Source organism: Streptococcus thermophilus (assembly GCF_010120595.1).
Taxonomy (GTDB): domain Bacteria; phylum Bacillota; class Bacilli; order Lactobacillales; family Streptococcaceae; genus Streptococcus; species Streptococcus thermophilus.
The window spans coordinates 808896-833456 of sequence record NZ_CP038020.1; the positions used below are offsets into that span (position 1 = coordinate 808896).

Sequence of the window (24561 nt, forward strand, 5' to 3'; positions counted from 1 at the left end):
TTTGATAGGTTAGCGTTTTATAATGAAATATTTTGATTTTTTTTGAGGTTCTTTATTGACATCTATTATAAATTTAGTATAATAGATTTTGTAAACGATTACAGAAGGAGAGACTATGCTAAAGTCTGAACGTAAGCAGATTATCTTGTCTCAGTTGAAACAAGATGGTTTTGTCACTTTGGAAAACCTGACAGTTTTATTAAGTGATACGTCTGAGTCGACAATTCGTCGTGACTTGGATGAGTTAGCGGCAGATGGCAAACTTAAACGTGTTCATGGTGGTGCTGAAAGTATTCATAGTCTAAAGGAAGAAATTGCCAATAGCCAAAAAGCTATCAGAAATGTTCAAGAAAAGGCTCAATTAGCTGGCTATGCTGCCGATTTGATTAAGGAAGGTGATGTCGTTTTTCTTGAGGCTAGTACAACGAATGAACTTTTGATTCCACATTTGAGCAATCGTCAGGTGACGGTTGTGACTAATTCTATCTATCATGCTGTTAAGCTGGTAGATCTCGGTATTAGTACTAGGATTATTGGTGGTAAGGTTAAACATTCAACAGATGCCTCTATTGGAAGTACAGCTCTGGAACAAATCAGACAACTGAATTTTGATTGTGCTTTCATTGGTGCTAATGGAGTTGATGCCAATTATTTCACAACGCCAGATATGGAAGAGGCAGTTATTAAACGAACAGTGATAGCTAATGCGCAAAAAGCCTATGTTCTAGCTGATACCTCTAAACTTGGTCAGATTACCTATGCTAAGGTAGCCGAGGTTGAGAAAGTAACCATAATCACAAATGCTTCGGAAGAAGGGCTCCTTAAAGAATTAAAAGAGAAAACGAGGGTTATTGAAGTATGATTTATACTGTAACACTAAACCCATCAATCGACTTCATTGTTCGTATCGACAAGGTAGAGATTGGTGAAGTTAACCGTATGGAGAGTGATGATAAATTCGCTGGTGGTAAGGGTATTAATGTCAGCCGTATTCTACAACGTTTAGGAATTGACAATACTGCTACGGGCTTCATCGGTGGTTTTACAGGACGTTTTGTTACAGATAGTTTGGATGCTGAAGGTATTAAAACTAAGTTTGTAGCTGTCGATCAAGATACACGTATCAATGTTAAAATCAAGGCTGACCAAGAAACTGAAATTAACGGTACTGGACCTGTCATCAATGATTATCAGTTAGCTGAGCTTGAAGCTATCCTTTCAAGTGTAAGTGCTGACGATGTGGTTGTTTTTGCTGGATCTGCACCAAGCAATCTTGGAAACAAGGTCTATAACAAATTGATTCCACTGGTTCGTGAAACTGGGGCACAGGTAGTTTGTGACTTTGAAGGACAAACCTTGCTTGATTCATTGGTCTACCAACCGCTCTTGGTTAAGCCAAATAACCATGAACTTGAAGCCATTTTCAATGTTAAACTTAATGGTTTGGCTGATGTTGAAAAATATGCGCGTGAAATTCTTGCTAAGGGGGCGCAAAACGTTATTATTTCAATGGCAGGTGATGGAGCTCTGCTTGTCACACCAGAGGCTGCATACTTTGCCAAACCAATCAAGGGAAAAGTGAAGAACTCTGTTGGTGCAGGTGACTCAATGGTTGCTGGTTTCACTGGTGAATTTGTCAAATCAGGGGACCCAATTGAGGCTCTCAAGTGGGGGGTAGCATGTGGAACATCTACAGCTTTCTCAGATGATTTGGCGACAATTGAATTTATTAAAGAAACATATAATAAAGTAGAGGTAGAAAAACTATGAAAATTCAGGACTTACTGAACAAAAAAGTCATGTTGCTCGACCTTCAAGCAACTACAAAGGAAGCTGCTATTGATGAAATGATTAACAGCTTGGTTGATAATGGTGTCGTGACTGACTTTGATGTTTTCAAATCAGGCATTATGGCTCGTGAAGCACAAACATCAACTGGTTTGGGTGATGGAATTGCTATGCCACACAGTAAAAATGCTGCAGTAAAAGAAGCAACTGTACTTTTTGCTAAATCTAATAAAGGTGTGGATTACGAATCACTTGATGGTCAACCTACCGATCTCTTCTTTATGATTGCAGCTCCAGAGGGGGCAAATGACATTCACTTGGCTGCACTTGCTGAATTGTCAAAATACCTCATGCAAGATGGTTTTGCAGACCGCTTGCGTCAGGTAACATCTGCGGATGAAGTGATTGAAGCGTTTAATATTGGCGAAGAAGAAGCGCAAGCTGAGGAAGCTAAGAAAGCACAAGCTGTTAAAGAAGCAGCTTCAAGCGACAAACCACTTATTGTAGCAGTAACAGCTTGTACGACCGGTATTGCTCACACTTACATGGCTGAAGAATCATTGATTAAAACAGGTGAAAAAATGGGTGTCAATGTTCGTGTTGAAACTAACGGTGCCTCAGGTGTTGGAACACCATTGACCGCTGAAGAAATCAACAAGGCTGTTGGTGTTATCATTGCAGCGGACAAGGCAGTTGAAACAGCACGCTTTAATGGTAAGAAATTGATTTCTAAACCAGTTGCTGCAGCTATTCGTCAACCTCAAGAATTAATCCAAAACATCTTGGACGGTAAAGCTGAAGTTTTCCACGCTGAAAATGCCGGAGCTGCTCAAGAATCAACAGAGAAATTGAGCCTCGGTGGTGCCTTCTATAAACACTTAATGAGTGGGGTATCACAAATGCTTCCATTCGTTATCGGTGGTGGTATCATGATTGCGCTTGCCTTCTTGCTTGACCAAATCATGGGTGTTCCTAAAGATCAATTGTCACAACTTGGTTCTTACCACGAAATTGCTGCTCAATTCAAAGCAATTGGTGGCGCTGCCTTTGGCTTTATGCTTCCAGTGCTTGCAGGTTACATTGCTTACTCTATCGCTGAGAAACCAGGTTTGGTTTCAGGTTTCGTAGCTGGTGCTATCGCTTCAAGTGGTGCTGCCTTTGGTGGAGTTCCGTTTGCTGCAGGTGGTAAAGCAACCCTTTCACTTGCCGGTGTATCTTCAGGTTTCCTTGGAGCTCTTGTTGGTGGTTTCCTTGCAGGTGGTGTTATCCTTGTTCTTCGCAAACTCTTGGCAGGTATTCCACGTGCTCTGGAAGGAATCCGATCTATCTTGCTCTTACCACTTATTGGTGTATTTGCTACAGGTTTCTTGATGTTAGCAGTCAATATCCCAATGGCAGCAATTAATACTGGTCTTAATAACTTCTTGTCAAGCTTGTCAGGAAGCTCAGCAGTTCTCCTTGGTCTCCTTGTTGGAGGTATGATGGCAGTTGATATGGGTGGACCAGTCAACAAAGCAGCTTACGTCTTTGGTACAGGTACTCTCGCAGCAACAGTAACTTCAGGTGGTTCAGTTGTCATGGCAGCAGTTATGGCAGCTGGTATGGTTCCTCCATTGGCAGTCTTTGTAGCGACACTCTTGTTTAAAGATAAATTTACTGAAGAAGAACGCAACTCTGGTTTGACAAACATTGTTATGGGACTCTCATTCATCACTGAAGGTGCGATTCCATTTGGTGCAGCTGACCCAGCACGCGCTATCCCAAGCTTTATCGTCGGTTCAGCCCTTACAGGTGCTCTTGTAGGTATGGCAGGAATCAAATTGATGGCACCACACGGAGGTATCTTCGTTATTGCCCTCACATCAAATGCTCTTCTCTACCTTATCTTCATCTTGATTGGTGCTGTGGTATCAGGTATCCTCTTCGGATTCCTTCGCAAACCACTTGATAAATAAGATTTGACAGAACAATCTCGTTGTGACGGGATTGTTTTTTGTGTCGTAGCAGATTTTTGTCAGGGTACCTATTTTATGATAAAATTTAGGCAGAAATGGCTTATCTAGTAGCTAATACGCTGTATAAAGAAACATAAGAGGTAAAATATGGTAAAAGAATACGATTATATTGTCATTGGTGGTGGTTCTGGTGGTATTGCCAGTGCCAATCGTGCTGCTATGCATGGTGCTAAGGTTATTCTCTTTGAAGGGAAAGAGGTCGGTGGTACCTGTGTTAATGTAGGTTGTGTGCCTAAAAAGGTCATGTGGTATGGTGCTCAGGTTGCTGAAACCCTTCACCGTTATGCAGGCGAGTATGGTTTTGATGTGACGCTTAATAAATTTGATTTTGCAACGCTTAAGGCCAATCGTCAGGCTTATATCGACCGTATCCATGGTTCTTATGAGCGTGGTTTTGATAGCAATGGCGTTGAACGTGTATACGAGTATGCAAGATTTGTTGACACTCATACGGTTGAAGTAGCGGGCGAGCTTTATACAGCACCACATATCCTAATTGCAACAGGTGGTCATCCCCTTTATCCAAATATTCCAGGCAGTGAATACGGAATTACCTCAGATGGTTTCTTTGAGCTAGATGAGGTGCCAAAACGTACAGCTGTTATTGGTGCTGGCTATATCGCAGTCGAAGTTGCCGGCGTTCTCAATGCTCTTGGCAGTGATACTCACCTATTTGTTCGTAAGGATCGCCCATTGCGTACCTTTGATAAAGACATTATCGATGTTTTAGTTGATGAGATGGCTAAGTCTGGCCCTACACTTCATATGCATGCTAATGCAACAGAGGTAGTGAAAAATGCAGACGATTCTCTGACTATTAGCTTTGACAATGAAGAAACTATTACAGTTGATTGCCTTATCTGGGCTGTCGGACGTGCAGCGAATACTTCTGGCTTTGGTCTTGAAAAGACAGGCGTTGAGTTGACTGAACGAGGTAACATTTATTCAGACGAGTTTGAAAACACATCTGTTCCTGGTATCTATGCTCTTGGAGATGTGACTGGTAAACTTGATTTGACTCCAGTTGCAGTGAAGGCTGGTCGACAATTGTCAGAGCGACTTTTCAATAATAAAGTTGATGCTAAGCTTGATTACACAGATGTAGCTACTGTGGTCTTTAGTCATCCGGCCATTGGTGCTATTGGGTTGACTGAGGAAAAGGCAATTGCTAAATATGGTGCAGAGAATATCAAGGTCTATAAATCTAGTTTCACTCCAATGTATACGGCTCTTGGGGATAATCGTCAGCTGTCAACCATGAAATTAGTAACGCTAGGTGAGGATGAAAAAATCATCGGTCTTCACGGTATTGGGTATGGTGTCGATGAGATGATTCAAGGATTCTCTGTGGCTATTAAGATGGGAGCAACTAAGGCTGATTTTGATAATACGGTTGCCATTCATCCAACCGGTTCAGAAGAGTTTGTAACAATGAGATAAATAGGTGAAGTCTGTCTACTTAAATGGATAGACTTTTTGTGGCTAAATGGTAACCTATATCTTTTGTGTCACTTTGGCTTGTCTTAACGAAAAAAGGCCTTTAGGCCTTTTTTTCGTTGATTAGGTAGTTCCTGACTTCTGAAATAAAGTAAAGGGATCCAGTGACGACAAATAAATTATCAGAATTTGCAGACTCAGATTGGGTTAACCAGTCTCTGTAGTCAGTTGAGCGTTCTAAGTGTTGAGGGTAATCATCCAAGGGCAGTGCCTCAAAGAAATTGAAGGAGGTTACTGTTATATGATAGTCTTTAAGCTCATCAAGTAAGTCAGTCAAAGGTTTTCGTCGAAGTCCTGCAAAGAGGATGTGAATTCGACGGTTGGCAAAGTTATCTTTTAATACCTGTTTTAGGCTGGCAATTCCTTGAGGATTATGGGCACCATCTAGGTAAATGTTGTTTCCAATCCACTCACTACGACCAGGCCAGTGTGTGTCACAAATACCATCTTGAATGCTTTGATTGGTAATCTTAGGAAATCTTTGAGTCAAGAGATGGGCAGCAGTGACAGCTAGGCCAGTATTATTTTCCTGATGTTTTCCTAGCATGGGGAGACTAAGATTTGGGCTCTCCCAATCACTATAAATAACTCGAAGAGTTTGATTGTCTGTGGAAAGAAGCTGGATTTCTCGATCAATGTTTGCTATAGGAGCCTGAAGTTCCTGGGATTTTTGTTTGAAGAGATGTGAAACTTCTTCAGAAACGCGACCGAGTAATATAGGAGTGTTTTCTCGCATGACGCCCGCTTTATGTCTAGTAATATCTATTAGGCTATCGCCCAAAGTTTCAGTGTGATCAAAGCTAATTGAAGTGCAGATGACAAGCTCCGGCGAAAGCACATTGGTTGAATCAAGCTGTCCCCCAATCCCTGCTTCAATGATAGCAATATCAACCTGTTTAAGGTCGAAGTAGAGAAACATGAGTAAGGTGACCAATTCGAATTCCGTTGGTCGACCTAAATCAGTGTTGTTTTCTAAATCATTGAGAAAAACTCGAGCTTTCTCAACAATGTTAATCAGATCCTTGTCCGGAATCTCTGTGCCGTTGATACTAATACGTTCGTTAAAGCGAGTAATATAAGGGGAGGTAAAGGTCCCGACCTGATAGCCTGATTTTGTTAGGATATTTTGTAGGTAGCTAGTCGTTGAGCCTTTACCATTGGTTCCGACAATATGGACTGTTGGATAGTGCATTTGAGGATTTCCAGCTTGTTTCAGGAGCCAGCGCATACGTTTAAGTTGGGGGCGACGTCCATTGCCTTTGAAGGAGTGGATGAAATTTAGAGTTTCTGTATAGTTCATAGGATTATAGAAAAAAGTCAGGGGTTTCCTAACCTTTTCTTTGTTTTAGTTGGAAACAGCGCCACCAGTTGTGGCGTCACCAGTTGTCGTATTGCCCGTTGTATTTCCACCAGTTGTATTTCCACCAGTTGTTTTGTCTGCAGTGGCTGCGGATGAAGAAGTAGTTGTATTTCCACCAGTTGTTTTGTCTGCAGTGGCTGCGGATGAAGAAGTAGTTGTATTTCCACCAGTTGTTTTGTCTGCTGATGAAGAATAGGTGTTATTACCAGCTTGGCTGCTTGTCTCTGTTTCTGAGTCAGTTGCATTGCCATGGCTAGATGAAGCGACATTTGATTCTTGGGTCTTATTGTTGCCTTCTTTAATGACCACAGTTGACTGATTGGATGATGAATCAGAAGTGTCCTTTTTTTTAGATGATGTGAAATTCATGATAGTGATGGAAGCAACAATGATTGACAAGATTGTCCCGATAACAGTGAGTACTTTTTGGAAGACAGTGAAGCCTTTTGTAACGTGTTTGGTCACCTTTGGTGCAGATTTTTTTTCTTCTTTTGATGAATGGTTACGACGTGAGTAATTTTCAGACATGATTCTCTCCTTAAAAATATTTCGTACTCTCTATTATATGATTTTCTCTCAAAAAATGCTAAAAAAATTATGCTATAATAGGGAGTAACTATTATTTGAGGAAAAAACATGATTTATTTTGATAATTCAGCCACAACCATGCCCTATCCAGAGGCACTTAGAACCTATCAGGAAGTGTCCACGAAAATTTTTGGGAATCCATCCAGTTTACACCAATTAGGAACATCTGCGACACGTATTTTGGAGGCTTCTCGTAAGCAAGTTGCGGACCTCATTGGAAAATCAGCCGATGAGATTTTCTTTACGTCTGGTGGAACCGAAGGAGACAATTGGGTTATCAAGGGTGTGGCCTTCGAAAAAGAGCCTTATGGCAAACATATCATCGTTTCCGATATTGAACACCCTGCGGTAAAAAAATCTGCTAAATGGCTTTCAGAGCATGGTTTTGAAGTGTCCTATATACCCGTTAATGCACAAGGTTTCGTAGATGTGGAAGCTCTTGCTGGACTATTACGCCCTGACACTATCTTGGTTTCGGTTATGGCCGTTAATAACGAAATCGGCTCAATCCAACCCATCCAAGAAATTTCAGCTCTTCTAGCTAATGAGCCTACCATATCTTTCCATGTGGATGCTGTTCAGGCTATTGGGAAGATTCCTATATCAGCTTATTTAACAGACCGTGTTGACTTTGCAACTTTTTCTGGTCATAAGTTTCATGCCGTTCGAGGTGTCGGTTTTGTCTACAAGAAAGCTGGCAAAAAGATTACGCCGTTCTTAACAGGTGGTGGTCAAGAAAAAGACCTTCGTTCAACGACTGAAAATGTAGCAGGCATTGCGAGTATGGCTAAGGCCTTGCGCTTAGTCACTGACAAAGAGGCGTTTTCTCTTCCGAAAATTGCTAAGATGAAAAAGATTATCTTTGATGAATTGGCTAAGTATGAGGACATTATTATTTTCTCAGGCGAGGGTGAAGACTTTGCTCCCAATATTTTGACCTTTGGAATTAAGGGAGTTCGTGGTGAGGTGGTTGTCCATGCTTTTGAAGAGTATCAAATCTATATTTCAACGACCTCGGCATGTTCATCCAAGGCAGGTAAGCCAGCGGGGACCCTCATTTCTATGGGTATTCCAACCAAGTTAGCCCAAACGGCTGTTCGTATCAGTCTTGATTATGATAATGATATAGGACAAGTAGAACAGTTTCTCACGATTTTCAAGCAGGTCTATGCTAAGACGCAAAAAGTAAGATAGCAAGATTTGATTGATAAAAAAAGAAAACTAAATTCAAGTATAAAAGGAAAAGGAATGGCATTAACGTATTCAGAAATTATGGTTCGCTACGGTGAATTGTCAACTAAGGGCAAAAACCGTATGCGTTTTATCAATAAACTTAGAAATAACATCAAAGATGTGTTATCTATCTATCCAGAAGTTAAAGTGACTTTTGATCGAGACCGTGGACACATCTATCTCAATGGCACAGACTACGAACCAGTCGCAGAGTCTTTGAAACAGATTTTCGGGATTCAGGCCTTTAGCCCTGTTTACAAATTTGAAAAAGATGTCGAAGTATTGAAAAAAGCTGTTCAAGACATTATGACTGGCCTCTATCGTGACGGCCTCACCTTTAAGGTGACTGCCAAACGTAGTGATCACGACTTTGTTTTAGATAGTCGCGAGCTCAACCTTACTTTAGGAAATGCTGTAATTGATGCATTTCCTGGCATTAAGGCACAGATGAAGGGGCCAGATGTTAATCTGAAGGTAGAAATTCGTGCTGAGGCCGCTTATATTTCTCATGAAGAAATTAAGGGAGCAGGTGGATTACCTGTAGGGACTGCTGGTAAAGGAATGCTCATGCTTTCAGGTGGGATTGATTCGCCTGTTGCAGGTTATTTAGCCCTTAAACGTGGTGTGGATATCGAGGCTGTTCACTTTGCAAGCCCACCTTATACAAGTCCTGGTGCACTTAAAAAGGCTCGAGACTTGACCCGTAAGTTGACCAAGTTTGGTGGTAATATTCAGTTCATAGAAGTACCATTTACTGAGATTCAAGAGGAAATCAAAGAAAAAGCACCAGAGGCTTATTTGATGACCCTGACACGTCGCTTTATGATGCGTATTACAGACCGAATTCGTGAAGAACGCGGTGGTCTCGTGATCATCAATGGTGAGAGTCTTGGACAGGTTGCCAGTCAGACTATGGAGTCTATGCAGGCTATCAATGCTGTAACCTGCACGCCCGTGATTCGCCCAGTTGTTACTATGGACAAGTTGGAAATCATTGATTTGGCACAAAAAATCGACACATTTGATATCTCAATCCAACCTTTTGAGGATTGCTGTACTATTTTTGCACCTGACCGTCCAAAAACTAATCCAAAAATCAAGAACGTTGAACGATATGAAGGTCGTATGGATGTTGAAAGATTAGTTGAACGTGCGGTTGCAGGAATCATGGTGACTGAAATCACACCTATTGAAGAAGCGCAAGACGAAGTGGATACACTTATTGAAGACTTACTTTAGTCTAAGAGTATATAGGGACAGTTTGTTATCGCCCAGGTATCATTAGAGTTAGCTATATCGGAAAAGAAATGTCGCTGTTGAACTTTTACCTAGAAAGGAAACTGCATGACTGTTTATAACATCAATTTAGGAATCGGTTGGGCATCAAGTGGTGTTGAGTATGCCCAGGCCTACCGTTCTACAATTTTTAAAAACACAGGTATTAAGGCTAAGTTTGTCTTTATGGATATGTTCTTGCAGGACAATCTTTCTGATTTGACCCGTAACATGGGATTTTCAGATGAAGATATCATCTGGCTTTACAGCTATTTTACAGACCTTAAGATTGCCCCAACGACCTATACTGTCAAGGATTTGGAAAAGGAAATTCCTTATGACATTACGCGTCGTGAGATTAATGGCAAAGTGGTTAAACTCTTTTGTACCAAGGAAGATATTTTTTACGCCGCTTATTTGCGTAAAGAGGGTGAAGATATTGTCCATCGTGTGGAAAAAGTATCGCGTGGCTGCCTAATTCGTAAAGACTTTTATTCATATACTAAGATGTTTACAGAGTACTACACACCGGTAGATAATAAGGCTCACCTCTATCAACGCCGTTTCTTCAATGAAGATGGCAGTATTGCTTACGATGAGATTGTTGATGGTAAGGATAGTGTCTTCCGTTTCCCAGATAAGATTTTGTCTTCCAAGCAGGAGTTTATTGCCTACTTTATGTCTCAACTAGGTCTAACCGATCAAGACATTGTCATTTTGGACCGTGCAACTGGTACAGGACAGGCTGTTTTCCGTAATACTAAACCAGCTAAGCTTGGAGTTGTTGTCCATGCAGAGCACTTTAGTGAAAATGCTGTGACAGACAAGACTATTCTTTGGAATAACTTCTATGAGTACCAATTCAGCAATGCAGATAAGGTTGATTTCTTCATCACAGCGACAGAGTGTCAACGTAGCATTATGCTAGATCAGTTCAACAAATATACACCATTTAAACCTCATATCGTAACGATTCCTGTGGGAAGTGTGGATAAACTGAGAGAGCCTGAAGGAGAGCGTAAACCATTCTCAATCATCACAGCTTCACGTTTGGCCAATGAAAAGCACGTGGATTGGCTGGTTAAGGCTGTTGTCAAGGCTAAAGAAAGTCTGCCACAAGTTAACTTTGATATCTTTGGTACAGGTGCTGAAGAAGCCAAGCTTAAGGCAATCATCGAGGAAAATCAAGCTCAGGATTACATCCATCTCAAGGGTCACCAGGATTTAATAGAAGTCTACAAGGATTACGAACTTTACCTATCAGGTTCTAAGAGTGAAGGTTTTGGCTTGACACTTCTAGAAGCTGTTGGTTCGGGCCTTGGTATGATTGGTTTTGATGTCCGTTATGGAAACCAAACGTTTATCAAGGATAATGAAAATGGTTACTTAATCCCTCGATTTGAAAAAGATGATGAGCCTGCTATTGTAGCAGCCTTGGCAGAGAAAATTGTAGCTTTCTTCAATCGTTCAGATTTAGATCATATTCATCAAGTCTCTTATGATATCGCTAAAGGCTTTTTGACAGAGGAAATCGAGCAGAAGTGGCTTAACTTAGTAAGGGAGATGACTGATCATGATTAATTTATTTGAATACTATAGTCAAGGTAGTTGGGATCTCCATTACTCGCTGATTGTCGCTGGCTATGTGAATACAACAGTTTGTCTTTCAGATAATGGCTTTCTACCTAGCGATGTGACCTCACCTTACCTTTTTTTCACAGGCTTTGATAAGGTTCAGGGTTCTGCACTTTACTTTAATCAAGTACCCGTGCCTGATTATTGGGAAATTTTAGGAACAAATAGCAACGCGGAAATCTTCCGTTTTGATAAGAAACGTGGCCATATTCACTATGCGCATCCTGCTCATCAGCGTCTAGTTAAAGCTGTGGATTGGTATGATGAGTCGGGTCGCTTGCGTGTGACTGATCACTACAATAACAAGGGGTATCGTTTCTCACAAACAACTTACAATATTAAGCAAGAAGCGACCATTACTAGTTATTTCACTCCAGACAACAAGGAAGTTATCGTCGTTAACCATTTGACCAAAGACGTTATCTTGAATTGGAAAGACAAGGTCTACATTTTCAAAAATAAATCAGAGTTTGTAGTCTTTTATCTTAAAGAAGCTGGTTATGATTTGCGGCGTATCCTTTATAACTCCTTATCAACACCTTTCTTGACAGCTATGAATCTTCCAAATACTGGTCAAGATGTCCTCTTCTGGCAAGAGCCTATTACTGACACTGTTCCTGGGAACATGCGTCTCCTTCTTGATAGCAATCACCGTCAAACTAAGATTGTTGTGCAAGAATACACAGCTTACACAAATCTTCTAAAACTGATTAGTTCCGAGCAGGCTTCTCGTGTGGCTTTCCTTGGCTTCATGTATCCATTTGCCCGTCAGAATAATTTCCAAAATCAAGCACTTATCTTGACTAACTCAGATCAGATTGAACACTTGGAAAGCATTGTTAGTGAAGTACCTACCATGCACTACCATATTGGGGCAATCACTGAAATGTCAAGCCGCCTGATGGATTTAGCTAAATATAGTAATGTTAGCCTTTATCCGAATATTACAACGGAGCAGGTTAAGCATCTCTATCAACAGGCTGATTTCTATTTGGATATTAACCACCAAAATGAAATCCTGTCGGCGACACGTGCTGCCTTTGAAAATAACTTGCTTATCCTAGCTTTTACGAACACAAGCCATGGTCCAGATTATACTGCACCAAGCAATATTTTCTCACCTATGAATGCTGGGCAATTTAAACAAACACTTAAAGAAGCCTTGGGGAACCGTGACTTTCTTAGTCATTTGCTTGATCGTCAACGTGAGCATGCTCATGTGGCGACACCAGAAGATTATAAGAAGGTTATTGGTTAGGGAAATGACACTAGAAGTTCGTAACATTTGTCCTCTGACACCAACATTCAGGAAGGTCGCTTCACTTTATGAAGCGGCTTTCCCTGTGGAGGAGAGACTCCCACTCCGGCAATTGTCTTGGAATAGTTTGAAAAATGGGCAATCATTCTTGGCTTATTTTGATCAGGAAGTTTTTATTGGTTTTACCTATGCAATCTGTACTAATAACCTGGTCTACCTACTCTTTCTTGCGGTTGAGGAAAGTAAACAGTCGCAGGGTTACGGTAGTCAAATTTTAGCACAAGTAGGGAAGAAGCAGAAAGACGACCATGTGTGCTTACGATTGAGCCTATGGATGAAGAGGATGCTTCTAACCGTACTCAACGACTAAAACGTCTGGCTTTTTATGAAAATAATGGCTATCAGTCTTTGAACCATTTCTATTTTGAAGGAACGGAGCGGTATCAGATTTTAATAACTGATAGGAGTCTTTCTTTAGATAAAATTGAGCAAGATTTGGCTAAGACTTTCCTAGGTAAGCATGGTGTAAGAGTGGACTAGATGGCGTATTAGGTGATTAAACTTAAATTGGCAGAATAAGGGTAATCAAAAAACTTTTTCTCTTGTCATTATCGGGGAAAAATGATAGAATTGTAACGTTGACTAAATGCACGTCCTGTGCAACCGCACGACTACTGTTTTTGTAAGTGGGTTCGTCCCCGCAGTACTAGGCGAGTCTTCACAGAGGGAAACCTCAGATATATTAAAAATTTTAATAGGAGGTGCATCATGAGCACATACGCAATCATCAAAACTGGTGGAAAACAAGTTAAAGTTGAAGTAGGTCAAGCAATCTACGTTGAAAAAATCAACGCTGAAGCTGGATCAGAAGTAACTTTTAACGAAGTTGTTCTTGTCGGTGGTGATAAAACTGTAGTAGGTACTCCAGTTGTTGAGGGAGCTACTGTTGTCGGAACTATCGAAAAACAAGGTAAACAAAAGAAAGTTGTCACTTTCAAATACAAACCTAAAAAAGGTAGCCACCGTAAACAAGGTCACCGTCAACCTTATACAAAAGTTGTTATCAACGCTATCAACGCGTAAGCTAACGACTAATCACTAAGAAAGGACACAAATCTTATGTTGAAAACTCTTGAAAACTTGCAACTTTTCGCCCACAAAAAAGGTGGGGGTTCTACTTCCAATGGTCGTGATTCACAAGCTAAACGTCTTGGAGCTAAAGCAGCTGATGGACAAACTGTATCAGGTGGATCAATCCTTTACCGTCAACGCGGTACACACATCTACCCAGGTGTAAACGTAGGCCGTGGTGGTGATGATACACTCTTCGCTAAAGTTGAAGGTGTTGTACGTTTCGAACGTAAAGGTCGCGACAAAAAACAAGTATCTGTATACCCAGTTGCTAAATAATTCAGCTAAAGTCTGCACTTTTGTGTAGGCTTTTCTTATTTATGAAAGGAAGATACCTATGCCTTTAAATCAGTACCAACAAGAGGTCGGTCCAAGCTTAGTGGATGCCACTCCAGGGAGGATGCCAGACATCACTCTCTTGGACGGTCGCTATTGTAGTGTTGAACATTTGACGGTAGCAGAACACTATGAAGATATTCTAGACTTCTACTTTACCAATCAGATTCTTTCAGACTGGACCTATATGTATGTGGATCCTTTTGAATCTGAAGAAGCAGTACGCCAGTGTTTGGAAGACTATGAGCAGTCTTCTAACCCTTATTTCTTTGCCATTAGGGATAAAGTTTCAGGGAAGGTTCTGGGTACTTTCTCACTCATGGCTATTACACCCAAAAATCGTAGTGTAGAGATGGGACGGGTGATTTTGGCTCCTGCTATACAAAAAACTCGGGTAGCCACAGAAGCTCAATATCTGGTTATGAAATATGTCTTTGAAGGCCTCAACTATCGTCGTTATGAGTGGAAATGTGACAGTCTCAACCGTCCTTCTGTGACTGCAGCTCAGAGACTTGGTTTTACCTATGAAGGGTGTTTTCGTAATCATGCTATTTATAAGGGACGTAGTCGAAATACGGATTGGTTCTCGATTATTGATAGTGAGTGGCCAAGGCTTAAAGAACGATTTGAGAATTGGTTAGCTCCTGAGAATTTTGATGAACAGGGACAACAGAAACGTTCTCTGAGGGACTGTTAGATATTAATATAAGGGCTCTTTTCTGGTGAAGGAGCTCTGTTTTAGTAGCTTGACGGTCAAGTCAAAGTTTTTAGTTTGCTAGTGCTTATTAGTACTGTCAAAATCAGTTTAAATACTCATTTTTCTGTCAATAATATTCCCATAATAAAACATATTTATGCTATAATAAAGAGTGATTTTATCAAGGAGAATAATAACTAATGGATTTAATTCACGAAAAAGTATTTGTTAACCGTTACCACTATGATGTTCGTAACCATGAGTGGGAAAAAGAGAATGGTGTTCCTAAAACAAATGTTGAAGTAACGTTTCAGTTGCACCATAAAGATAAAGAAGCTAACAATACGTCGGTTGTAGCTGTTTTGCAATTTATGATTGTTCGTGATGAGTTTGTTATCTCAGGGATTATTTCTCAAATGAACCATATTCAAAACCGTATCGTCAATAACCCAAAAGATTTCTCACAAGAAGAAGCTGAGTATTTAGCAGCACCGCTATTGGATACACTTCAGCGTTTGACTTATGAAGTGACTGAAATCGCCTTGGATCGTCCAGGAATTAACTTGGAGTTCTAAGATGTCTTTAGCAGTTATTACGGATTCATCGGTTAATCTACCTACTGAAATTCAGGGGCATGCTGATGTTTATATTTTAGATATTCCGGTTATCGTTGAGGAACAGCCTTTTGTTGAAGGAAAGAACTTGGATGTGAATCAGTTTTATGAGAAAATGGCAAACTCTGAGGAACTGCTCAAGACGTCACAACCTAATCTAGCCGACTTGGATAACCTTCTCATGGAGTTGGGGGAGCAAGGATATACCCATGTCATTGGGCTTTTCCTTTCTTCGGGGATTTCTGGTTTTTGGGCTAATAGTCAGTTTTTGATTGAAGATCATGCCAAGTTGAAGGTTGCTTTTCACGAGACTAAAATCACGGCAGCTCCTATGGGCTATGGGTGCTATGGTTAGAAACGTTTTGCATTGGTCAGAGCAAGGAATGTCATTCGAGAATATTTTGAAGAAGCTCGAGAAGCAAGTAGAAAACACGACGGCTTATATTCTTGTGGATGATCTTAATCACCTTGTTAAGGGTGGCCCCCTGTCGAATGGCTCAGCTATTTTGGGGAATATCTTATCTATCAAACCCATTTTACATTTTAATGCTGAAGGCGAAATCGTTGTTTTTGAAAAGGTACGTACAGAGAAGAAAGCTATGAAACGCTTGGTTGCCCTAGCCGAAGACAATCGTGAAATGGAGCTTAGCATCCTTCATACCAATGCTCCTGAAAAGGCTGAGGCTTTTAAAAGTCAGCTGGAAGCTCAAGGGATTACTGTTTCATCGGTGGTATCCTTATGTGCTGTGATTGCGACGCACTTGGTCGAGGGAGCGCTAGTGCTAGGTTTAACACCTAAATTTACCAAATAAGTACGTTCCATCTGGAATCAGGCTCGCCTATGAGCGAGATCAATAGAGAGGAAAAATAATATGTCTATTAAAGTTATTGTTGCCGGATTTAAAGGAAGAATGGGTTCAACTGCGGTTGAAATGGTTAAGGGAGATGATGAATTGACCTTGGCTGCCTTGCTTGACCCGTTTGCGGCAGAAAAGGAAGTGGATGGTGTTCCTGTCTTCACGGATAAAGCTGATTTGGTTGGTTTCGATGCAGATGTTTGGGTAGATTTCACCATTCCTGCTGTTGCCTATGAAAATACCCGTTTTGCCTTGGAAAATGGCTTTGCACCGGTTGTAGGAACAACAGGCTTTACTGAAGCACAAATTCAGAAATTGACAGATCTTTCTAAAGACAAGTCTATAGGTGGATTGATTGCTCCTAATTTTGCTATCGGTGCTATCCTTCTTATGAAGTTTGCAGCAGAAGCTAGTAAATATTTCCCAGATCTTGAAATCATTGAGCTTCACCACGATAAAAAGAAAGATGCGCCATCAGGTACAGCAGTGAAAACAGCTGAACTTATTCGTGAGGTTCGCGAGAGCAAACGTCAGGGAGCTGAGGATGAAATGGAAACACTTGCTGGAGCACGTGGTGCTGAGTTTGATGGTTTCCGTATTCACAGTGTTCGTTTGCCAGGTCTTGTGGCTCACCAAGAGGTTATCTTTGGTGCCCAAGGAGAAGGATTGACCTTGCGTCACGATTCTTATGACCGTATTTCTTTTATGAGCGGGGTCAATCTTGGTATTAAAGAAGTGGTTAAACGTGATCAGCTTGTTTATGGTTTGGAACATTTACTATGAAATTAAGTTATTTGCCTTCTGAATTTCAGAAGGCTTTACCAATATTAGAGAAAATTAAGGCTGCAGGGTTTGAGGCTTACTTTGTTGGTGGTTCAGTCCGCGATGCCCTTCTCAACCGTCCTATTCACGATGTTGACATTACTTCGTCTTCTTATCCTGAGGAGACCAAACAGATTTTTGAGCGTACGGTAGATATCGGTATTGAGCATGGGACTGTTTTGGTTTTAGAAAATGGCGGTGAGTATGAGGTGACAACTTTCCGAACAGAAGATGTATATGTGGATTACCGTCGTCCGTCTAGCGTGTCCTTTGTACGTTCATTGGAAGAGGATCTTAAGCGTCGTGATTTTACAGTCAATGCTTTTGCTCTTAATGAAAATGCTGAGGTTATTGATAAGTTCAATGGTCTTGCTGATTTGGACAACCGTGTCTTAAGGGCTGTTGGTAAGGCTGAGGAACGCTTTAACGAAGATGCCCTTCGCATCATGCGTGGGCTACGTTTTGCAGCGAGCTTAGACTTCGATATTGAAGAAAAGACTTTTGAGGCTATGACTAGTCATGCTTTTCTTTTGGAAAAGATTTCGATTGAGCGAAGTTTCATCGAGTTTGATAAGTTGCTCTTGGCACCACATTGGAAAAAAGGGGTTAAGGCTCTTCTAGCGACTAAGGCATATCAGTATCTGCCAGATTTTCAAGAGACAGCAGAGGAATGGCAGTCTTTTGTAGCAGATTATGCTGAAGACTTTAGATTTACGAGTTCTGAGCAGGCCTGGGCGGCAACTCTTCTGGCTCTCAAGCACGATAATCCACGCTCTTTTCTTAAAAAATGGAAGACATCTGTCAATTTTCAGAAGACCGTTCAGTCTTTGATTGAGATTTTTAGATTCCGAATGGAGAGGGAAGTGACCAAACAAGATGTTTATCATTATGGTAAGGACCTCTTAAAGGAAGCTGAAACCTTGAGACAGGCTCAGAGATTAGATGTGGATTATGAGCGTATTGCCGAGTTGGATGGTCAGTTGCTCATTCATGATAAGCACGAGATCGTTGTTAATGGTGGCAAGCTGATGAAGGAGCTGGGATTCAAACCTGGTCCAGATCTTGGTCGTACTCTCAGAGCTATCGAAAATGCTATCGTTGATGGTGAATTAGCTAATGATGAGGAATCCATCATGGCCTTTGTTCAAGCTATGAAACAAGTCTAAAGACGTAATAAAAATGACACACCGCTACAGAACATGCGTAGGATCCGTAGCGGTGTTATTTGTAAAAAGGAAGTAAGATGTCAGATTTTATTGTTGAAAAATTGACCAAGTCCGTTGGGGACAAGACGGTTTTTAAAGAGATTTCATTTATTATCCATGATCTGGATCGTATTGGGATTATTGGTGTCAATGGGACTGGTAAGACAACCTTGTTAGATGTTGTATCAGAGCGTATTGGTTTTGATGGTGACGTGTCACCTTTTACCAAGGCTAATGGTTATAAGATTGCTTATTTAACTCAGGAGCCTGAATTTGATGATGGCAAGACAGTGCTTGATACGGTCTTGTCATCAGACCTTCGTGAGATGGCCTTGATTCGTGAATATGAGACCCTCGTGGCGGATTATTTTGAGGATAATCAATCTCGTTTAGAGAAGGTTATGGCTGAGATGGATAGTCTTGATGCTTGGTCCATTGAGAGCGAGGTTAAGACGGTTTTATCTAAGCTAGGTTTGTCAGACCTCTCTCAAAAGGTTGGAGACCTCTCAGGTGGTCTCAGACGCCGTGTGCAGTTGGCTCAGGTTCTCTTGAATGATGCTGATCTTTTACTTTTGGACGAACCAACCAACCATTTGGATATTGATACCATTGCTTGGTTGACTAATTTTCTCAAGTCTTCCAAAAAAACGGTCCTCTTTATTACCCACGACCGTTATTTCTTGGATAGTGTGGCAACACGCATCTTTGAGCTAGACCAGGCAAATCTGATTGAGTACCAAGGGAATTATCAAGATTACGTGCGACTCAAGGCTGAACAAGATGAGCGTGATGCTGCAGCTCTTCATAAGAAAAAGCAACTCTATAAGCAGGAGTTGGCATGGATGCGAACGCAACCACAGGCACGTGCGACTAAGCAACAGGCTCGCATCAATCGTTTTAAGGAGCTTAAGGGTGAGGTTCACCAAACGCTCAATAATGACGATTTTGAAATTAACTTTGAGACTAGCCGTATTGGTAAGAAGGTAGTTAACTTCGAACATGTCGATTTTGCTTATGAAGATGGTAAGCCAATTCTCAGTGACTTCAATCTTATCATGCAAAACCGTGACCGTATCGGTATTGTTGGGGATAACGGTGTCGGAAAATCAACCTTGCTCAATCTGATTAATGGTGACCTTGTTCCCACAGCTGGTGTCTTAGATATTGGTGAGACTGTACGTATTGGCTATTTCTCACAGCAAATTAAAGATATGGATGAGAGCAAGCGTGTCATTAACTACTTACAAGAAGTCGCAGATGAAGTCAAAACAACTGTTGGGACCACCAGCATCACAGAGCTCTTAGAGCAATTCCTCTTTTCTCGTTCTACCCATGGAACACAGATTGCCAAGCTATCTGGTGGAGAAAAGAAACGTCTTTATCTACTCAAGATTCTGATTGAAAAGCCTAATGTTCTGCTTTTGGATGAGCCGACAAATGATTTGGATATTGCGACTTTGACTGTTTTGGAGAATTTCCTCAATGGTTTTGGTGGCCCTGTTGTAACCGTCAGTCACGACCGCTATTTTTTGGACAAGGTGGCTAACAAGATTCTAGCTTTTGAGGAGGGTGGGGTGCGTGAGTTCTTTGGCAACTATACTGACTACCTTGATGAAAAAGCCTTCTTACAAGAGCAATCAGCCCTTCTAGAGAAAGAAAAAGAGCAAGCTAGCGTTAAGGTTGAGAAAGTCAAAGAAGATAAAAGACGCATGAGCTATTTTGAAAAACAAGAGTGGGCGACTATCGAGGATGAAATTACCGACCTCGAAGCTAAAATCGAAGAGATTGAGGCAGCCATGCTTGAAAATGCTAGTGATTATGGACAGCTAGCAAGTCTTCAACGTGGTTTAGACACCACTAATGAAACCTTACTTGAAAAATACGAACGTTATGAGTATTTGAGTGGGCTAGAGGGATAAACTCTTTAACATTCAAAGCATACTAAAAGCCCTGCATATGCAAGGCTTTTTTATATTATTACGTAGTGAAATAACTTTGTTCTACCATAAGCGGAATGAAAAGGAGAGGACAGATACACCCGCAAAGATAATTAAGGAGGCTGCAAAGCGACCAATAAGAAAGGCTGAGAAAAATGGTGCACAAAAGAGCAAGACTCCAAATACTAAACAAATCAAGGCGATTGACAAAGCAGGTTGCCCTGAAAAACCAAACTGACGTTGGTGATAAGCTTGGAAGCCTTGGGTAAAGGCTGAGACAAGGAGCCACCAAGCGATGATGGTCACAGCGACACCTGAGAGTACCCATGCCGATGCCGATAGCAAAATAATACCAAAAACAATCGAAATGACGCTTTGGAGTAATTGGAAGAAGGAACGGTTCTCGTTATCACGTTTGAAATAAACCATGAGACTTGAACCCCCAGAAATGAGCATCATTAGAGCAAAAATCCAACCAACAATGGCAAGAAGGCTTGTAGGATTAGCGAAGAAAAAGACACCTAAAAGAATAATGAGAATCCCGCTAATTAATGTAAAACTTTTCATATGCTACCTCTTATTAATTTTTTCTTAATACTACTACGTAAGGTAAAAATTGTCAAACAAAACCTACTTTAAATTGGTTGGGTCTGATAAGTGTAGGTAGCGGCTTTTTTAGTTCTGGTAGCTACTTGGCGTCCTGTTTTTTGGAAAAGATGTTTAAAGCGACGTAAGAAATTTGTGGAATCCATTTTAAGGTATGTTTCATTAAAGGTCCCAAACAGCTGACGGTAGGCGGTCAAGGTATTTTCCTCTGGCATAATGTTGAGGATAGTTGGGCAGTATTCGAGTCTTCCCTTAATACGTTCCATAGCAATCAAAAGGATTTCCCAGTGGTCAAAGGCGAGGTCATCATGATACAGCGTCTTGTCACCATCAGTAAGCTGCAACTTGCCATTGACCATAGCGATATCTAACCAATGCGTAGACGCTGCATCATCGGCAGCCTTATCCATTTGAATATCATTAAAAGTCATGAAACAGAGGTAAGCTATTGTAATGGTCCACATACGAGGATCTCGATAAGGTGTTCCTACTGTAACGAGTTGCTCGATGTGATCAGTGTTCAGTTGAACTGATGTCTCCTCACGTACTTCACGACAGACAGCCGTATTGAGGTCTTCTTGCTCTTGAACGAAGCCACTACTAAGAGCATATTTTCCCATGTAGGGATGATTTTTTCGTTTGATAAGCAAGGTTTGGACTCTTCCTTCAAAATAGCGGAAGATGACTGAGTCTACAGTTACTGAGGGTTTGGCATACTTATCCAATTCTTCATTACTGTAGATTTTCAGGAAGTCTTTTTCGCTACCAGAATTTTCAAAGGTTTTAGACATATTTTTAGCCTCCTAGTCTATATTGTTAATTTTAAGTGAAAATGCTTTTGCTGAAGCAATCCATTAGATTTCGATATGCAGACGTTCTTTAATTGTCTTCTTGGCGTAATGGTAGTTGTCAGCAAAAAAACTGTCACTATCACAGTTTTCTCCTAAAATAACGATTTTATCCTTGAATGGTGATAGTAGGTCCAAGAGATGTTTGGTAAACCAATCCCGTGTTCGGTTATCAGCCATAGTCATGTCACGGGAACCATCATCTACATAGTTTGATTTTGGTAGTATCACAAAAATCAAATCCCACTTTTCACGAGCTTGGGTTACCTGATAGAGTCGATCTAATAGATAAAACTCTTCTTGTGAGATGTTTTCTTTCAAATAGTAGTCAATATATACCTTAGTGACCGTTGAGTTGGTGTCTGCAAAAATAAGCCATGAGTGTTGCCCGTTGTCAATAATCTCAGCTGTCTGGGCATATTGATCGGTTAAGAGGTGAATATAATCATTGGTATCCAACTCGTCATCTCGAACATTATACTTCTCTTGATATTCTCTGGCATATTCAAGTGAGCAAGGGGCGTTGTAAGTACGAGCTAAATCCTTAACAAGGGTTGTTTTTCCTCCACTGGCATATCCGACAACTAGGACCTTACGAGTAAAGTGGCGACGGAAAGGTTTGGTGATAAATCGCCAATTTTCTATAGAATTATCGCGAATCTCAGTAGCAGAGATATTGATAATAGAACGCTCGATGAGTTCTACCTGAGCTTGAGGGTAGTAGCGATTGAGCTCGATCACGTACTCTGACTCTCCAACATAGAAGGTAATTTTTTCGGGACCATCCGTATTCTTAGTGATAAGGTCTTTGACGCGGTTAACCCATGGCACCCAACCTTCTGGATAGGGAGACATATCGGCTTCGTCTAGTTTATCCACAACGATTAGTTCATCATCATCGTAGAAAACTTCACGGACATTACGAAAGCGTCGGTTGAGCGACAGGCCTGTGCGTGTCCCACGATCTTTTTGTGTGTTGCTGCCACCTACGATGACAAGGACGTTGTCGTTAGCGCGTTTTTCCTTTGTGATGAGGTCGACATGTCATACATGCATTGGTGCAAAGGTTCCAAAAACAATACCAATACTCTTTCCTGATAGATGTTTTCTTTTCATAGGGTTATCCTTTTTAAATATAGTAAATTTACTAAATTAATGGTGGTATAGTTTCGAGGTAATGTAAATAGATGAAATAGTAAAATAACTAAATTGTTTTTTCAAACAAATTCAGCTTCAAGTCTTTAAATAAGGAGAAAATTTTTGAAAGAATAACCCCAAAAAAATAAAACGCTTACATTATTGACGTGATAGTTTTTTACAAAAGAGGAAGAATTAGCTATGTCATAAATTCTAACATGCAAATCAAAAAAAATGACAAAAAACACTTGACAAGAAGATTCTGAAAATTTATACTATTCATGTGATTAAATTACTAAGGTAATTATTTGAAAGGAAACATTGATATGACAACAGGTAAAGAATACGTTGCTAGCGTTTTTGAAAAAGTGAAAGCTCAAAACAGCCACGAGGCTGAGTTCCTTCAAGCAGTTGAAGAAGTCTTCGATTCACTTGTCCCTGTCTTCGATAAATATCCTAAATATATCGAAGAAAACCTTTTGGAACGTTTGGTTGAACCAGAACGTATCGTTTCATTCCGTGTACCATGGGTTGATGATAAAGGTCAAGTACAGGTAAACCGTGGTTTCCGTGTACAATTCTCATCAGCTATTGGTCCTTATAAGGGTGGTCTTCGTTTCCACCCATCAGTAAACCAATCAATCATTAAATTCCTTGGTTTCGAACAAATCTTTAAAAACTCATTGACTGGTCAACCAATCGGTGGTGGTAAAGGTGGATCAAACTTCGATCCTAAAGGTAAATCAGACAACGAAATCATGCGTTTTTGCCAAAGCTTCATGACTGAGTTGAGCAAACACATCGGTGCAGATACAGACGTGCCTGCTGGTGATATCGGTGTTGGTGGACGTGAAATTGGTTACCTCTATGGTCAATACAAACGTATTCGTAACGAATACACAGGTGTTCTTACTGGTAAAGGTTTGAACTGGGGTGGATCACTTGCTCGTACAGAAGCAACTGGTTATGGTGCTGTTTACTTTGCAGAACAAATGCTTAATGCACGTGGTGAAAACTTTAACGGTAAAACAGCAGTTGTTTCAGGTGCAGGTAACGTTGCGATTTACGCTATTGAAAAATTGCAAAGTCTAGGTGCTAAAGCTGTGACATGTTCTGATTCATCTGGTTTTGTTTATGATCCAGATGGAATCGACGTTGATTTGTTGAAAGAAATCAAAGAAGTTAAACGTGAACGTATCGTGAAATATGCAGAAGCTCGTCCAAATGCAACTTTCACACCTGCTGGTGGTGAAAAGACAGTTTGGTCTATCAAAGCTGACTTGGCTTTCCCATGTGCAACACAAAACGAATTGGATGAAACAGATGCAGAAACACTTGTAGCAAATGGCGTTCTTGCTGTTTCAGAAGGTGCTAACATGCCTTCAACTTTGGGAGCTATTGATGTTTTCCTTAAAGCTGGTGTATCATTCGGTCCTGCCAAAGCTGCTAACGCTGGTGGTGTTGCTGTATCAGCTCTTGAAATGGCACAAAATAGCGGACGTACATCATGGACATTCGATGAAGTTGATGCTAAACTCTACGATATCATGAAGGGTATCTATGAAAATGCTGCAGCTGCTGCTAAAGAGTTTGGTCAAGAAGGTAACCTTGTTGTGGGTGCAAACATTGCTGGATTCCTTAAAGTTGCAGATGCAATGTCAGCTCAAGGTATTGTTTAATTAATAGGCCTGACCTGGTTAATAAGCCTCTCTATAAAATAAG

Annotated in this window: 23 protein-coding genes, 1 pseudogene and 1 other annotated feature; of the genes and pseudogenes, 19 read left to right on the top strand and 5 right to left on the bottom strand. The window is 40.8% G+C overall.

Going from position 1 to position 24561, the window contains the following annotated elements:
* Window positions 1-115: 115 nt before the first annotated feature.
* From E3C75_RS04310 to gorA, 4 genes are all read left to right on the top strand, one after another.
* Window positions 116-862, top strand: a complete 747-nt coding sequence (locus tag E3C75_RS04310) for a DeoR/GlpR family DNA-binding transcription regulator (protein WP_084828522.1) — start codon at window positions 116-118, stop codon at window positions 860-862.
* On the top strand, window positions 859-1770 hold the full coding sequence (gene pfkB, locus E3C75_RS04315; RefSeq protein ID WP_014608013.1) for a 1-phosphofructokinase: 912 nt from the start codon (window positions 859-861) through the stop codon (window positions 1768-1770). Before E3C75_RS04310 ends, pfkB begins: the two co-directional genes overlap by 4 nt.
* Window positions 1767-3743, top strand: a complete 1977-nt coding sequence (locus E3C75_RS04320; protein WP_014608014.1) for a PTS fructose transporter subunit IIABC — start codon at window positions 1767-1769, stop codon at window positions 3741-3743. The genes pfkB and E3C75_RS04320 overlap by 4 nt, the downstream gene beginning before the upstream one ends.
* Window positions 3744-3890: 147 nt before the next feature.
* A complete protein-coding gene (gene gorA, locus E3C75_RS04325; protein WP_084828524.1) occupies window positions 3891-5243 on the top strand; it encodes a glutathione-disulfide reductase in 1353 nt (450 codons plus the stop codon).
* A 100-nt stretch (window positions 5244-5343) separates the two neighbouring features.
* Here gorA and E3C75_RS04330 read toward each other — a convergent pair whose 3' ends face one another.
* Together E3C75_RS04330 and E3C75_RS04335 are read right to left on the bottom strand one after the other, a co-directional pair.
* Complete coding sequence (locus E3C75_RS04330; protein ID WP_111679267.1) at window positions 5344-6600, bottom strand: bifunctional folylpolyglutamate synthase/dihydrofolate synthase; 1257 nt, start codon at window positions 6598-6600, stop codon at window positions 5344-5346.
* Window positions 6601-6645: 45 nt separating this feature from the next.
* Window positions 6646-7188: a DUF6556 family protein gene (locus E3C75_RS04335; RefSeq protein ID WP_100262574.1), complete on the bottom strand. Its 543-nt coding sequence runs from the start codon at window positions 7186-7188 to the stop codon at window positions 6646-6648.
* A gap of 108 nt (window positions 7189-7296) precedes the next feature.
* Here E3C75_RS04335 and E3C75_RS04340 point away from each other — a divergent pair, with 108 nt between their 5' ends.
* From E3C75_RS04340 to E3C75_RS04400, 14 genes and pseudogenes are all read left to right on the top strand, one after another.
* Window positions 7297-8442 carry a cysteine desulfurase family protein gene (locus E3C75_RS04340; RefSeq protein WP_111679269.1) on the top strand — a complete coding sequence of 382 codons (1146 nt, stop codon included), beginning with the start codon at window positions 7297-7299 and terminating at the stop codon, window positions 8440-8442.
* A gap of 54 nt (window positions 8443-8496) precedes the next feature.
* Window positions 8497-9720, top strand: a complete 1224-nt coding sequence (thiI, locus tag E3C75_RS04345) for a tRNA uracil 4-sulfurtransferase ThiI (protein ID WP_111679271.1) — start codon at window positions 8497-8499, stop codon at window positions 9718-9720.
* Between the two features lie 105 nt (window positions 9721-9825).
* Window positions 9826-11337: an accessory Sec system glycosyltransferase GtfA gene (gene gtfA, locus E3C75_RS04350; RefSeq protein ID WP_111679273.1), complete on the top strand. Its 1512-nt coding sequence runs from the start codon at window positions 9826-9828 to the stop codon at window positions 11335-11337.
* The gene (gene gtfB / locus E3C75_RS04355; RefSeq protein ID WP_100262578.1) at window positions 11330-12649 is read left to right on the top strand and encodes an accessory Sec system glycosylation chaperone GtfB; all 1320 of its coding nucleotides are present in this window, start codon (window positions 11330-11332) and stop codon (window positions 12647-12649) included. The genes gtfA and gtfB overlap by 8 nt, the downstream gene beginning before the upstream one ends.
* 4 nt (window positions 12650-12653) lie before the next feature.
* The gene (locus tag E3C75_RS04360; RefSeq protein WP_223899670.1) at window positions 12654-13019 is read left to right on the top strand and encodes a GNAT family N-acetyltransferase; all 366 of its coding nucleotides are present in this window, start codon (window positions 12654-12656) and stop codon (window positions 13017-13019) included.
* Window positions 12980-13189, top strand: coding sequence for a hypothetical protein (locus E3C75_RS12235; RefSeq protein WP_217903060.1), 210 nt, complete (start codon window positions 12980-12982; stop codon window positions 13187-13189). The genes E3C75_RS04360 and E3C75_RS12235 overlap by 40 nt, the downstream gene beginning before the upstream one ends.
* Before the next feature lie 111 nt (window positions 13190-13300).
* Window positions 13301-13377 (top strand) — a sequence feature (ribosomal protein L21 leader region).
* Between the two features lie 40 nt (window positions 13378-13417).
* Window positions 13418-13732, top strand: a complete 315-nt coding sequence (gene rplU / locus E3C75_RS04365) for a 50S ribosomal protein L21 (RefSeq protein ID WP_002885597.1) — start codon at window positions 13418-13420, stop codon at window positions 13730-13732.
* A gap of 36 nt (window positions 13733-13768) precedes the next feature.
* Window positions 13769-14059: a 50S ribosomal protein L27 gene (gene rpmA / locus E3C75_RS04370; RefSeq protein WP_002885483.1), complete on the top strand. Its 291-nt coding sequence runs from the start codon at window positions 13769-13771 to the stop codon at window positions 14057-14059.
* A 58-nt stretch (window positions 14060-14117) separates the two neighbouring features.
* Window positions 14118-14813, top strand: coding sequence for a GNAT family N-acetyltransferase (locus E3C75_RS04375; RefSeq protein ID WP_111679275.1), 696 nt, complete (start codon window positions 14118-14120; stop codon window positions 14811-14813).
* Window positions 14814-15013: 200 nt separating this feature from the next.
* Complete coding sequence (locus tag E3C75_RS04380; RefSeq protein ID WP_011680796.1) at window positions 15014-15388, top strand: DUF1149 family protein; 375 nt, start codon at window positions 15014-15016, stop codon at window positions 15386-15388.
* A gap of 1 nt (window position 15389) precedes the next feature.
* Window positions 15390-16239 (top strand): annotated as a pseudogene (locus E3C75_RS04385) (DegV family protein).
* Between the two features lie 60 nt (window positions 16240-16299).
* Complete coding sequence (gene dapB / locus E3C75_RS04390; RefSeq protein WP_004197279.1) at window positions 16300-17067, top strand: 4-hydroxy-tetrahydrodipicolinate reductase; 768 nt, start codon at window positions 16300-16302, stop codon at window positions 17065-17067.
* Window positions 17064-18272 (top strand): CCA tRNA nucleotidyltransferase, encoded by a 1209-nt coding sequence (locus tag E3C75_RS04395; protein ID WP_111679277.1) that lies wholly within the window; start codon window positions 17064-17066, stop codon window positions 18270-18272. Before dapB ends, E3C75_RS04395 begins: the two co-directional genes overlap by 4 nt.
* Window positions 18273-18349: 77 nt before the next feature.
* The gene (locus tag E3C75_RS04400) at window positions 18350-20230 is read left to right on the top strand and encodes an ABC-F family ATP-binding cassette domain-containing protein (protein ID WP_111679279.1); all 1881 of its coding nucleotides are present in this window, start codon (window positions 18350-18352) and stop codon (window positions 20228-20230) included.
* Window positions 20231-20311: 81 nt separating this feature from the next.
* Here E3C75_RS04400 and E3C75_RS04405 read toward each other — a convergent pair whose 3' ends face one another.
* The 3 genes from E3C75_RS04405 to E3C75_RS04415 form a co-directional block, all read right to left on the bottom strand.
* On the bottom strand, window positions 20312-20815 hold the full coding sequence (locus E3C75_RS04405; RefSeq protein WP_023909429.1) for an HdeD family acid-resistance protein: 504 nt from the start codon (window positions 20813-20815) through the stop codon (window positions 20312-20314).
* Window positions 20816-20883: 68 nt separating this feature from the next.
* A complete protein-coding gene (locus E3C75_RS04410; protein ID WP_064355432.1) occupies window positions 20884-21645 on the bottom strand; it encodes an NUDIX domain-containing protein in 762 nt (253 codons plus the stop codon).
* Between the two features lie 63 nt (window positions 21646-21708).
* A complete protein-coding gene (locus E3C75_RS04415) occupies window positions 21709-22734 on the bottom strand; it encodes an AAA family ATPase (RefSeq protein WP_223899673.1) in 1026 nt (341 codons plus the stop codon).
* A 431-nt stretch (window positions 22735-23165) separates the two neighbouring features.
* Here E3C75_RS04415 and gdhA point away from each other — a divergent pair, with 431 nt between their 5' ends.
* Window positions 23166-24518 (top strand): NADP-specific glutamate dehydrogenase, encoded by a 1353-nt coding sequence (gdhA, locus tag E3C75_RS04420; protein ID WP_002949856.1) that lies wholly within the window; start codon window positions 23166-23168, stop codon window positions 24516-24518.
* Window positions 24519-24561: the final 43 nt, after the last annotated feature.

Excerpts from the sequence above, each read along its gene's own strand:
- E3C75_RS04310 (WP_084828522.1), top strand. The coding sequence starts at position 116 with ATGCTAAAGTCTGAACGTAAGCAGATTATCTTGTCTCAGTTGAAACAA.
- pfkB (WP_014608013.1), top strand. The coding sequence starts at position 859 with ATGATTTATACTGTAACACTAAACCCATCAATCGACTTCATTGTTCGT.
- E3C75_RS04320 (WP_014608014.1), top strand. The coding sequence starts at position 1,767 with ATGAAAATTCAGGACTTACTGAACAAAAAAGTCATGTTGCTCGACCTT.
- gorA (WP_084828524.1), top strand. The coding sequence starts at position 3,891 with ATGGTAAAAGAATACGATTATATTGTCATTGGTGGTGGTTCTGGTGGT.
- E3C75_RS04330 (WP_111679267.1), bottom strand. The coding sequence starts at position 6,600 with ATGAACTATACAGAAACTCTAAATTTCATCCACTCCTTCAAAGGCAAT.
- E3C75_RS04335 (WP_100262574.1), bottom strand. The coding sequence starts at position 7,188 with ATGTCTGAAAATTACTCACGTCGTAACCATTCATCAAAAGAAGAAAAA.
- E3C75_RS04340 (WP_111679269.1), top strand. The coding sequence starts at position 7,297 with ATGATTTATTTTGATAATTCAGCCACAACCATGCCCTATCCAGAGGCA.
- thiI (WP_111679271.1), top strand. The coding sequence starts at position 8,497 with ATGGCATTAACGTATTCAGAAATTATGGTTCGCTACGGTGAATTGTCA.
- gtfA (WP_111679273.1), top strand. The coding sequence starts at position 9,826 with ATGACTGTTTATAACATCAATTTAGGAATCGGTTGGGCATCAAGTGGT.
- gtfB (WP_100262578.1), top strand. The coding sequence starts at position 11,330 with ATGATTAATTTATTTGAATACTATAGTCAAGGTAGTTGGGATCTCCAT.
- E3C75_RS04360 (WP_223899670.1), top strand. The coding sequence starts at position 12,654 with ATGACACTAGAAGTTCGTAACATTTGTCCTCTGACACCAACATTCAGG.
- E3C75_RS12235 (WP_217903060.1), top strand. The coding sequence starts at position 12,980 with ATGGATGAAGAGGATGCTTCTAACCGTACTCAACGACTAAAACGTCTG.
- rplU (WP_002885597.1), top strand. The coding sequence starts at position 13,418 with ATGAGCACATACGCAATCATCAAAACTGGTGGAAAACAAGTTAAAGTT.
- rpmA (WP_002885483.1), top strand. The coding sequence starts at position 13,769 with ATGTTGAAAACTCTTGAAAACTTGCAACTTTTCGCCCACAAAAAAGGT.
- E3C75_RS04375 (WP_111679275.1), top strand. The coding sequence starts at position 14,118 with ATGCCTTTAAATCAGTACCAACAAGAGGTCGGTCCAAGCTTAGTGGAT.
- E3C75_RS04380 (WP_011680796.1), top strand. The coding sequence starts at position 15,014 with ATGGATTTAATTCACGAAAAAGTATTTGTTAACCGTTACCACTATGAT.
- dapB (WP_004197279.1), top strand. The coding sequence starts at position 16,300 with ATGTCTATTAAAGTTATTGTTGCCGGATTTAAAGGAAGAATGGGTTCA.
- E3C75_RS04395 (WP_111679277.1), top strand. The coding sequence starts at position 17,064 with ATGAAATTAAGTTATTTGCCTTCTGAATTTCAGAAGGCTTTACCAATA.
- E3C75_RS04400 (WP_111679279.1), top strand. The coding sequence starts at position 18,350 with ATGTCAGATTTTATTGTTGAAAAATTGACCAAGTCCGTTGGGGACAAG.
- E3C75_RS04405 (WP_023909429.1), bottom strand. The coding sequence starts at position 20,815 with ATGAAAAGTTTTACATTAATTAGCGGGATTCTCATTATTCTTTTAGGT.
- E3C75_RS04410 (WP_064355432.1), bottom strand. The coding sequence starts at position 21,645 with ATGTCTAAAACCTTTGAAAATTCTGGTAGCGAAAAAGACTTCCTGAAA.
- gdhA (WP_002949856.1), top strand. The coding sequence starts at position 23,166 with ATGACAACAGGTAAAGAATACGTTGCTAGCGTTTTTGAAAAAGTGAAA.